The organism is Pseudoalteromonas aurantia, assembly GCF_005886875.1.
GTDB lineage: Bacteria > Pseudomonadota > Gammaproteobacteria > Enterobacterales > Alteromonadaceae > Pseudoalteromonas > Pseudoalteromonas aurantia_A.
The window spans coordinates 1-304 of the sequence record NZ_PNBY01000262.1; the positions used below are offsets into that span (position 1 = coordinate 1).

General features: G+C 37.8%; 1 pseudogene. It reads left to right on the forward strand.

Going from position 1 to position 304, the window contains the following annotated elements:
* A pseudogene (locus CWC18_RS20895) lies at positions 1-279 on the forward strand (glutamine synthetase); the annotation flags it as partial.
* Positions 280-304: the final 25 nt, after the last annotated feature.

Sequence of the window (304 nt, forward strand, 5' to 3'; positions counted from 1 at the left end):
GCCATAGCAGCATCCATCGGTGCTGGCTTATATGGCATTGAAAATAAACTAGCATTACAAAGTATAACAACAGGTAATGGATATAAAGAAGAAAAGTACGGAAGATTACCGGCAACTTTAGAATTAGCCACAGCGAGAATGAAGCAAACCGGGTTGGCCAATGAAATTTTTGGGGACGCATTCACTAATCATTTCATCGCTACCAGAGAATGGGAATGGAGACAGCATTTAAAACCGGTTACCGATTGGGAATTAAAACGTTATTTCGAAATCATTTGATATGAGTATACTACAATATAATTTC